This window comes from Anaerotruncus sp. (assembly GCF_057433415.1).
The window spans coordinates 39,051-47,990 of the sequence record NZ_DBMDHH010000005.1 but is presented as its reverse complement, the minus strand read 5'-3'; the positions used below and the strand labels follow the sequence as shown (position 1 = coordinate 47,990).

At 58.7% G+C, this 8,940-nt stretch carries 11 protein-coding genes and 1 tRNA gene; 4 read left to right on the top strand and 8 right to left on the bottom strand.

Annotated features, from left to right (window positions below):
- From ACZO3G_RS02685 to ACZO3G_RS02665, 5 genes are all read right to left on the bottom strand, one after another.
- Positions 1–90: biotin/lipoyl-containing protein (locus ACZO3G_RS02685; protein WP_486846787.1), on the bottom strand; the 90-nt coding region annotated here is incomplete at its 3' end.
- Between the two features lie 70 nt (positions 91–160).
- Positions 161–1,135: an alpha-ketoacid dehydrogenase subunit beta gene (locus ACZO3G_RS02680; RefSeq protein WP_207654181.1), complete on the bottom strand. Its 975-nt coding sequence runs from the start codon at positions 1,133–1,135 to the stop codon at positions 161–163.
- A 13-nt stretch (positions 1,136–1,148) separates the two neighbouring features.
- Positions 1,149–2,207: a thiamine pyrophosphate-dependent dehydrogenase E1 component subunit alpha gene (locus tag ACZO3G_RS02675; protein WP_276870052.1), complete on the bottom strand. Its 1,059-nt coding sequence runs from the start codon at positions 2,205–2,207 to the stop codon at positions 1,149–1,151.
- A 297-nt stretch (positions 2,208–2,504) separates the two neighbouring features.
- Complete coding sequence (locus tag ACZO3G_RS02670; RefSeq protein WP_101550084.1) at positions 2,505–3,164, bottom strand: FadR/GntR family transcriptional regulator; 660 nt, start codon at positions 3,162–3,164, stop codon at positions 2,505–2,507.
- Positions 3,165–3,460: 296 nt separating this feature from the next.
- Positions 3,461–4,192: a carboxylesterase family protein gene (locus tag ACZO3G_RS02665; RefSeq protein WP_276870056.1), complete on the bottom strand. Its 732-nt coding sequence runs from the start codon at positions 4,190–4,192 to the stop codon at positions 3,461–3,463.
- A gap of 99 nt (positions 4,193–4,291) precedes the next feature.
- Here ACZO3G_RS02665 and ACZO3G_RS02660 point away from each other — a divergent pair, with 99 nt between their 5' ends.
- The gene (locus ACZO3G_RS02660) at positions 4,292–4,723 is read left to right on the top strand and encodes a helix-turn-helix transcriptional regulator (protein ID WP_276870058.1); all 432 of its coding nucleotides are present in this window, start codon (positions 4,292–4,294) and stop codon (positions 4,721–4,723) included.
- Positions 4,720–5,733 carry a zinc-dependent alcohol dehydrogenase gene (locus ACZO3G_RS02655; protein ID WP_276870059.1) on the top strand — a complete coding sequence of 338 codons (1,014 nt, stop codon included), beginning with the start codon at positions 4,720–4,722 and terminating at the stop codon, positions 5,731–5,733. The genes ACZO3G_RS02660 and ACZO3G_RS02655 overlap by 4 nt, the downstream gene beginning before the upstream one ends.
- Positions 5,734–5,924: 191 nt before the next feature.
- Here ACZO3G_RS02655 and ACZO3G_RS02650 read toward each other — a convergent pair.
- From ACZO3G_RS02650 to ACZO3G_RS02640, 3 genes are all read right to left on the bottom strand, one after another.
- Positions 5,925–6,001 (bottom strand) — tRNA-Pro (locus tag ACZO3G_RS02650).
- Between the two features lie 65 nt (positions 6,002–6,066).
- Entirely contained in the window at positions 6,067–6,498 is a 432-nt protein-coding gene (locus tag ACZO3G_RS02645; protein ID WP_276870062.1) for a PPC domain-containing DNA-binding protein, read from the bottom strand.
- Positions 6,499–6,555: 57 nt separating this feature from the next.
- Positions 6,556–7,062: a GNAT family N-acetyltransferase gene (locus ACZO3G_RS02640; RefSeq protein ID WP_276870065.1), complete on the bottom strand. Its 507-nt coding sequence runs from the start codon at positions 7,060–7,062 to the stop codon at positions 6,556–6,558.
- Between the two features lie 416 nt (positions 7,063–7,478).
- On the opposite strand from ACZO3G_RS02640, the gene ACZO3G_RS02635 reads away from it, so the two are divergent.
- A complete protein-coding gene (locus ACZO3G_RS02635; RefSeq protein ID WP_101550074.1) occupies positions 7,479–7,862 on the top strand; it encodes a desulfoferrodoxin family protein in 384 nt (127 codons plus the stop codon).
- A gap of 127 nt (positions 7,863–7,989) precedes the next feature.
- A complete protein-coding gene (locus tag ACZO3G_RS02630; protein WP_276870066.1) occupies positions 7,990–8,928 on the top strand; it encodes a uridine kinase family protein in 939 nt (312 codons plus the stop codon).
- The last annotated feature ends 12 nt before the right edge of the window (positions 8,929–8,940 follow it).

Below are 8,940 nucleotides of genomic sequence, written 5' to 3'. Positions count from 1 at the left end.
TACCACTTCAAACGACACCTTATCCGACTCGACCTCCGCGATGGGTTCCTCCTTCGCCACCGGCTGGCCCTCCTCCTTGAGCCATTTCACGACCGTCGCCTCCAAAATGGCCACGCCCAGGCTCGGCAGCGTCACTTCCACAGACACATTCCATTCCTCCTCATACGATCTCTTTAACCGCCCCGACGATCTCCTCGACCGAGGGAACCATCATCTTCTCCCCATAGCGCCCCGCGGGGAGCGGCGCGTCCACCGCACCGAGCCTGCGCACAGGCGCGTCGAGGCAGTCGAGCATCTCTTCCGCCGCGATCCCGGCGATCTCTCCGCCGACGCCGCCCCGCTTCACGCCGTCCTCAACCACGACGAGCCGTCCTGTTTTGGAGAGGGAGGCGCGCAGCGCCTCCTTGTCAAAGGGGACCAGCGTCCTCGGATCCAACACCTCCGCCTCGATCCCCTCCTTTTGCAGGAGCTCCGCGGCCTCGAGCGACTTTTTCAGCGGATATCCCCACGACACGATCGTCACGTCCGCGCCCTCCCGCCGGACGGCCGCCTGTCCGAAGGGGATGGTGTATTCCTCCTCCGGGACCTCGCCCTTTGTCCCGTAGAGCAGCTTATGCTCGAAGAAAATCACCGGGTTGTTGTCGCGGATCGCGGTTTTCAGCAGGCCCTTCGCATCGTAGGGCGTGGAGGGGATCACAATTTTAAGGCCCGGGAAGTGGATGAAGGTGGCCTCCAAATCCTGCGCGTGGTGCGCGCCCGAGCCGGAACCGACGCCGCATCCGGCCGCCCGGATCGTCATGGGGACCCGAAATGCCCCGCCGCCGTTCATATAGCGGTATTTCGCCGCTTCGTCTGCCACCGCGTCCGCCGCCAGCAGAAGGAAATCGCTGTACATCAGCTCCACGACCGGTCTGCTTCCGACAAGCGCGGACCCCAGCGCCGAGCTGACGAAGCCATTTTCGGAAATCGGCGCGTGCAGGACGCGTCCGTCTCCGAACTTCTGATTCAGGCCGTTTGTGACCCCCCAAACGTTGTATTTTAAATCCTGTCCGATCAGGTAAACTCTTTCATCCCGCGCCATCTCTTCGGACAGCGCCTCTTTGAGCGCATTGGAAAATGTGATGATCCTGCCCACTGCATATCCCTCCTCAATCGGCGTAAACGTCCTGATAGTATTCCTCCCGTTCCGGGTAAGGGCTTTCGATTGCAAACTGCGCGGCCTTTTCCATTTCGGCGACGGCGTCCGCTTTGATCACCGCGATTTCCGCCTCCTTCAGGCAGCCGAACTCGAGCAGGCTTTCCTCCATCAGGCGGATGGGGCATTTCTGTTTCCATTCCTCGATCTCTTCCAGCGTACGGTACCCTCCCATCGCGTTCCGGTCAATCGGGTTGTGGCCTTCCCAACGGTAGGTCTTTGTCTCAATCAGCGTCGGACCTTTCCCGGCGCGTGCACGCTCGACCGCCTGCCGGGTGACGTCATAGACCGCAACCGCATCGTTTCCGTCGACGATATAGCCGGGCATCCCATAACCCGCCGCGCGGTCCGCGATATCCTCGCAGGCAGTCGTCTCCTCCATCGTGCAGGTGATCTGATAGAGGTTGTTTTCACAGAAATAGATCACCGGCGCTTTCCAGACTCCGGCCAGGTTGAGCCCTTCGTGAAAATTGGCGTTGTTGCTCGCGCCGTTCCCAAAAAATGCGACGCACACCCGGTCAAGCCCCTGCATCCGCATACTCAGCCCGACGCCCGCCGCAATCGGCAGGTGCGCCGCCTGGACTCCCGGCCGACCCAGAATTCCAAGCTCGTAGCAGCCCAAATGCGGACCGCCCTTTCCCCGGTTGTAGCCCGTCTTTTTTCCCAGCAGCTCGGCAAGCAGGATGTGCGGCTTCATTCCTTTCCCGATCGCCCAAGCCCATCCCCGGTGATAGGGCATGATGTAATCGCTCTCCGCGAGCGCGGCGCAGGCGCCGATCGGGCCCGCTTCCTGACCCAGCGTGGAGTGTTCGGAGATGGAAAATCCCCGGTTCAGCATCTCCTTGATCTTTTCATCCAGCGTTCTTGTGCGGACCATATCGACATACATCCGGCGCAGGGTTTCCTTTGGAATCCCCTGCATGATTTTTTTCCGGTCCCGCTCCGTGCGGGTGTGGCTGGCCGCCGTTTCAATCATCTCGATCGTTCTTCCACCGTGGCACACATTGCTCATTGTGATTTCATCCCTCCCAGTTCGTCTGTCCTGTCCCGAGGGGCAGCACGTTTATAACGAAGGCTCCCTTGTGCGCACAATTTCACCTTGCTTACCATAATTCCAGCCTGTTTTTGGGTACAACGAATCTATCCCATTGCATTCGGCATGCAATAAGACGAAACCCACGATGTCAATTTTGAAAAAAGGACCGATTCCCTTAAAAATGCGTATAAGAAACAAGCCTTATTGCTGGGCGCAATAAAACAAAACGTTCTGATTCAACATGTACTGCGCTACGTCAAACGCCGCGGCGGTTTATTCCCGCCCGTGCTTGCGGTTCGTCTGAGGGTCCATCCGGACGATCATTTCAATGTTGTCCAGATGGGCGCAGATACGCTCTTTCGCTAAGGCCTTGTCGCGGCCGCGCACCGCCTGCAGGATCCCGTCGTGCTCCTCCACGATTTTGGCAGCTCTGCCTTCCACCGCCAGTCCTCTGGCGCGGATGTCGGCGAGCATGCTCACCACGAAATCCTCAACCGCCACCATAAACGCGTTGTGGCTTGCCTCGGCCAGTCCCATGTGGAACTCGTGGTCGATTGCGACGTCTTCAGGGTCCATGCGCTGCTTTTCCACCGCAGCTTCAATTCGCCGGATATCCTCCTCCAAGCCGCGCTCGCAGGCAAGCCGTACGATTGTGGACTCCAGCATCCGCCTGAACTCGATGAAATCAAACATGATATCATCCTGGTCCGAAATGCGGATCATCGAGATCGCCTTTTCAAAATATTCCGCGCCTTTGATGACGACCTTGCGGTTTCCACGGCTCTCAATGACACCCAGAAATTCCAGTACCGCCAAGCTCTCCCGCAGGGAGCCGCGCCCAATTCCCAGGTTTTCCGCAAGCTCCCGTTCGGGCGGCAATTCCTCGTTGATCCGGATTTTCCCGCTCGAGATCGCGTCCAGCAGGGTTTTCATTACTAACTCCGGGATCTTTGGTCCCGCTTGAATTTTACTAAAGATAACACTCCCTCCTTTGGTAAGACCAATATACCATTATACCATTCGCCGGTCAATCCCTTTTTTGATTTTCTATAAACTATCACGATTTTCAGGTGGGTTTTTTAGTGTTTTTTACAGATAAATGAGATTCTCATTCCATTTCTATAAATACCCGGTAACAACAAAAGCAAAACATGCACGCAAAAAACGGCCGGGAGGACCCGCAAGCGGGTCCTCCCGGCCGTATGTATGCTCACTCTCCACCGGCAGTTTCAAAGTGCGAAGATCTGGTGCGGGATATCCGGGTCCAGATCGACTTTGGGTGCGTCGATCACCTCGACCGTCGTATCAAAGCGCATCAGACGCTTATCGTCCGCCGTGTATACGGGCCACTCGGGCATGCCGGGCGCCTGCGGGTAAGCGTCTTTGATGAACGTTTTCCACGCCCCGAGTATCGTGGCCGACAACTCTTCAAAGCCTTCGTACGTCTCTACGCCCGGCCATTCCTTGTCGTCGCCCATGACAAAGGCGCTGTCGATGCCGTGGTGCGCCCGCATCGGCATCTTATCCCAATCCAGACGGTAAAGGTAGAGTCTGTTTCCGCGGCCCGCCTTCGCGTAGGCGTCGAACAACTGGATGGTGGCGTTACCGTAGAGGTATTTGCTGACGACGTCGATCATCTTCCGGTCGTCCCCTTCCGGAACCTGCCGTTCCAGCGTCCGTTTTGCGTAGTGCGCGTATTTTCCGAAGAGATTGACGAGCGTCGTGTCGTCCATCTTCTTCATGTCGCAGAAATCGTAATAGTAATGGAACTCGTCCCGGTTAAAGCCGCCGAGGATATCGACGTAGTTGGCCTTACCCGACTCGATGATCGCCAGCGCGTCGTCTCCGTCAAAGTTGACGCCGTCAAACACGGGGCCGCAGCTGTGCAGGTTGTTGAGCCCCGCGATGATCATTCCCTGCTTTTCCACCGCGGAATATGGAGACGCGTTCAGCCTGTTCATCCTGCGCCTTCCGGAAAGGCGGACGCGGTCGAAAAAGCAGCCGCCGCCTGCGGCGGAGCGGGCCCCCGCCGCCTGATGGAGTATGACGCGGAATGCGCCGTGCTGCTGCAGCAGTCCGTCTCCTCCGATTCCAAACGCTTTCGGGAACTGGCTTCCCGGCTGGACGCCCTCGAACTGCCGCGCGACACGCATTACCTCTTTTATGAGCGGCTCAACGGCCTTGAGGAGGTCGCGCTGGCGGAAACGGCTCGATTTTTGGATGTGAGCGAGCCCTATCTGAGCCGCCGATTCCACCGGGAAACCGGTCGGACCCTCGTGGATTACCTTAATCACATCCGGATCGACAGGGCGCGGCTCCTGCTGAGCTCCTCCGGCCATCTCCGTGTGCATCGGGTGGCGGAATTGTGCGGTTTCAGCAACGCGCACTATTTCGCGCTGCGTTTTAAAAAAGAGGTCGGCATGACCCCGTTGGAGTTCCAGAAACGGATGCGCGCATATTTGTATCAGGGAAATCAGGAGGCGCGGATATGAAAATCCTCGGCATCTCTCATGGGAAGGTTCGTTTCAACGACCTTCCGAAGCCACAAATCATCTATCCAGACGACATCCTCGTGAAAATTCAATACGCGCTTCTCCCGCCGGACGACCTCGGACTCTATTTGGGTGGAAACATGATCATCCCCAACCCCTATATGTTCGGCCAGGCCGGTTCGGGGATCATCGAAGAGCTCGGTCCCGCCGCCTACCGCAAGGGGCTGTCGGAGGGGGACCGGGTGGTCTGGTTTTACCGCGCGAACTGCGGGATGTGCTACCAGTGCAGCACCGGCAGGCCGCTGTACTGCCCCAACATGACCTACTGCACCACCTCCTTCGCGGAATACATGACCTGGAAGGAGGCCTATATCTACAAAATTCCGAATTCTCTGCCGCTGGAACAGGGCGTCTTTTTCCAGGACGTCCTGGATTGCCTGCGTGTATTCCATGAAGCGGAGATCGACGCCGATTCCTCGATCGCAATCCTCGGCGTCAATCACAAGAGCCTCTTGATCGCCTGGTATGCAAAGCTCTGCGGCGTGCGCTCCGTAACCGTGGTCAGTCCCAACCCGCGGATGCTTCCGTACGCGAAACGGTTCGGGGCCGACCATGTGGTGCGGTTCGGCACGGACAACCTGCTGATGCTGTCGACCGAAATCAACGAGGCCTCCGGCGGTTTTCATGCGGTCATCGACTGCGGCGGGAGCCTTCCTCTGCTCCGCGAAGCGATGGACGTCCTCATGTACGGCGGTTCCCTTGTCATCCCCTATGTCTACCGGCCGGGGTCAAAAATTTCGGTCAATCTCTCCGACTTCTATTTCAAGGAGCCCCGGATCAAGGTCTTGAAGCAGGGCGCGCTCGACGTTCCGAAAGCGCTTGATCTGATGCCCCGCCTCGGTCTGGAACGCCTGACCGAAAATCTCGTGCCGTTTGAAAACGCCTTGTCCCTGTTTTCGCCAAAGTTTTATGAAAACCGGCTCTGCGGCATAGCACAGCTGCCCGGATAAAGCTTCCGGATCCGTGGATGGCCAAATCGGGCCCGCCGATGATTCCGGCGGGCCCGATTCTTTTGCTGATCCGGTACAAGTGTCGTATAAGTGTCGTAGTTGATCAAAAACGCCTGTTTCCTCCTTCCGGTTATATGCATGAAGAAAGCCCGCAAACGAGCTTTTCATGCACGTTTGCGGGCTTTTTCTTCTGGTCCGAATAGCGGGACTTGAACCCACGGCCTCTACCACCCCAAGGTAGCGCGCTACCAAACTGCGCCATATCCGGACGGCTATATTATATTAGCATAATCGGCAGGTAAAATCAAGAGGGTTTTTCACATTTTTCGCCTCTTATCCTTCCAGCCGGAAATCCAGCAGGTTCAAGCCCGTCTCCTCATCGAAGACGCGGCCGACGCGGCCGGCAAGCGCGCGCAGGAAAAGTTCGGCAGTCGCGCTGACGCGCGCCTCGCTCAGATGCCCGCCGATCACCGACCCGTCCGCGCGGCCGAAGGAGGCGTGGATATGCAGGTAGGGCTCCCCCTCCCGTTCCGTGACGCTGCCCTCCAAGCCGGTCATCTCAAGCGGCTCGTCAAAGACATTCGGGCAGAAGCGCTTCTCTGCCAGATCGTAGACGCCGACCACAACATGGTCCATCGCGCCCAGCCCGGAGAGGGTTCCGAGCCGGACCCGCTCCGTGACGCACAGCTCCTTCAACGACGCGGCCAGCTCCTCCCCGCGTTCGAGGCGGATGGCATAGGTGTCACCGAATTTGTGAAAAAACATGGCCGTTCCCTCTTTTCAAATTCAAAAGATGTGATATAATAGTAATAGTTCCGATATTTATTTTCTGATCTTCATTTCAAACACGCAGAGTTCCATCGGGAAACCCGGGCCGGCCTCCCATGTCCGCCTCTCCAGGAGGCGCAGCCCCAGCCGCTCGCAGTAGTCCAAAGCGCGGCTGTTTTTCCGGTCCACCACCGCATATACGCGGGCAAGCCCCCGAGCGGCGCACTCCCTCTCGATGAGTTCCAGCATCCCGGTCACCGTGCGGTTCCCGTGATATTCCCCGCGGATATAGGCATGGTACATCCAGAGGGCGTCCTCCTTTTCCCGGAGGGCGGCATACCCGACCTCCGCCCCATCATAGCAGATGAGCCGGTACTCCATATACCCTCCGTCGATCTGGCGGCGGACCGCCCCGGGAGACTGCCAGGTCCTGAGCAGATAGTCCAGTTCCATCGACCCATAGGCCCCCAGATAGCGATCCGTCCAGATTTCCCGGGCAAGTTCGCACACCGTTTCGATCTGCCCCGCCTGCTCTACCGGGATCCATTCCAGCATCTCCATTCGGTTCCGCCTCCTTCGGCCGGACTGCTTGCAAACCCATTCCCCTTTCCATTGGTATTATACCACAAAACCCCACCCGCGTGAAGATTTTTTTCCGGCTGTTCCTATGAGGTTTCAATAAAAACAATATTCGCGCGTGGGTTGGACATCCTAAATCCCGGGGCCGTCCGGTCCTTTTCCCAGGGGAGCGGAAGCGCATGGCGTCCCTGCCGTGACCGGACTTGCCGTTCACGAATTTTTCGCTCTTTTTTCATGAAGCGCGGCATAGGATATGCTATAATAAAGATCAGCCAATGGCCGGGGGCCGTCCGGCGCCGCGGCCGCATAATCCTGTTGACAGTGGCGGGCAGCCCCGCCATTTTCAGCCGCGCCGAAACGGCGCGGCAACAACGCAGACATCAAAGGAGGAAACATCCATGAGTCAGGAACAGAAATTTTTCATCTGCAAGCACTGCGGGAACCTTGTCGGCATGATCCACAACGCGGGCGTCAAGATCATCTGCTGCGGCGAGCCGATGACCGAGCTCGTCCCCAACACCACCGACGCGGCGGGCGAAAAGCACCTGCCTGTGGTCGAGGTGTCCGGCAAGCAGGTCACCGTCTCGGTCGGGAGCGTTCCGCATCCGATGACCGAGGAGCACCACATCGCGTGGGTCTATCTCCAGACCGCCAAGGGCGGCCAGCGCAAGAGCCTGCCTGTCGGCGGCGAGCCGAAGGTCACCTTCCTGCTCGAGGACGACGAGCCCGTCGCGGCATTCGCCTACTGCAACCTGCACGGCCTTTGGAAGACCGTGGTCTGATCGGTCGGAGCCGGGAGGGCGGCCGTATGGCCGCCCTTTTTGCACAGGAAGATTCTGGTTTGTGGGAACCGCGTGATTGTGCTATCGTTAGATTGAAAACCATATGATGAAACCGGGGGGAATCCTGATGAAATACAATCCTGAAATGGAACGGGTCCACACCGCTTCGATCGCCGAGGAACTGGCCGCGCGGCCGGAGGTGTTCGTCAGCCGGGAGGAGGGCGTGTATTTCCAGAAGATTTCCGCCGTCTGCGACCGGGTCACCGAACGGCACATCCACATCCTGTTGATCACCGGGCCGTCCGCCTCGGGCAAGACCACGACCGCCAAAAAGATCGCGCACGAGCTGCGCGAGCGCGGCAAGGTGGTCAACCGCATCTCGCTGGACAATTTCTATAAATCGAGCGACCAGCTGCCCCGCTGGGAGGACGGCTACCAGAATTATGAGAGCGTCGAGGGGCTCGACCTCGACTGCTTCCGCGAAACGGTGCAGCGCCTGCTGCAGACGGGGCGCGCGCAGTTCCCCATCTTCGATTTCACGGCGGGACGCCGCTCGGAGAAGACCTTTGAAATCTCCTACGACGAGCACACCTACCTCATCATCGAGGGCATCCACGCCCTCAACCCGCTGCTCACCGACACGCTCGCCCCGCACCGCACCGTCAAGCTCTACATCAGCGTGCACAGCGACTTCGTGGACGACGGCGGGCGCATCCTGCTGGGCGCGCGCGACCTGCGCCTCACCCGGCGGCTGCTGCGCGATTTCTACTACCGGGGCACCGGCGCGGAGGAGACGCTGCGGATGTGGGACTATGTGCTGCGCGGCGAGGACCTCTATATCCGGCCCTTCCGCGAATTTGCGGACGCGCACATCAATTCCACCCACGATTACGAGCCCTTTCTCTACCACGACACCCTCGCCGAAATGCTGCGGCAGACCGACCCGGACTCCCCCTACCGCGAGACAATCGGCCGGCTGACCGACTCCGCCCGGCACTTCTTCGGCATCGACCAGGCGCTGGTGCCCGCGACCTCCCTCATTCAGGAATTCATCAAGCGGGACTGACCGGCCATTTGA

What these genes read in the sequence shown, in the direction of transcription:
- ACZO3G_RS02675 (WP_276870052.1), bottom strand. Translation starts at nt 2,207, where the DNA reads ATGAGCAATGTGTGCCACGGTGGAAGAACGATCGAGATGATTGAAACG.
- ACZO3G_RS02670 (WP_101550084.1), bottom strand. Translation starts at nt 3,164, where the DNA reads ATGAAAACCCTGCTGGACGCGATCTCGAGCGGGAAAATCCGGATCAAC.
- ACZO3G_RS02665 (WP_276870056.1), bottom strand. Translation starts at nt 4,192, where the DNA reads ATGAACAGGCTGAACGCGTCTCCATATTCCGCGGTGGAAAAGCAGGGA.
- ACZO3G_RS02655 (WP_276870059.1), top strand. Translation starts at nt 4,720, where the DNA reads ATGAAAATCCTCGGCATCTCTCATGGGAAGGTTCGTTTCAACGACCTT.
- ACZO3G_RS02645 (WP_276870062.1), bottom strand. Translation starts at nt 6,498, where the DNA reads ATGTTTTTTCACAAATTCGGTGACACCTATGCCATCCGCCTCGAACGC.
- ACZO3G_RS02640 (WP_276870065.1), bottom strand. Translation starts at nt 7,062, where the DNA reads ATGGAGATGCTGGAATGGATCCCGGTAGAGCAGGCGGGGCAGATCGAA.
- ACZO3G_RS02635 (WP_101550074.1), top strand. Translation starts at nt 7,479, where the DNA reads ATGAGTCAGGAACAGAAATTTTTCATCTGCAAGCACTGCGGGAACCTT.
- ACZO3G_RS02630 (WP_276870066.1), top strand. Translation starts at nt 7,990, where the DNA reads ATGAAATACAATCCTGAAATGGAACGGGTCCACACCGCTTCGATCGCC.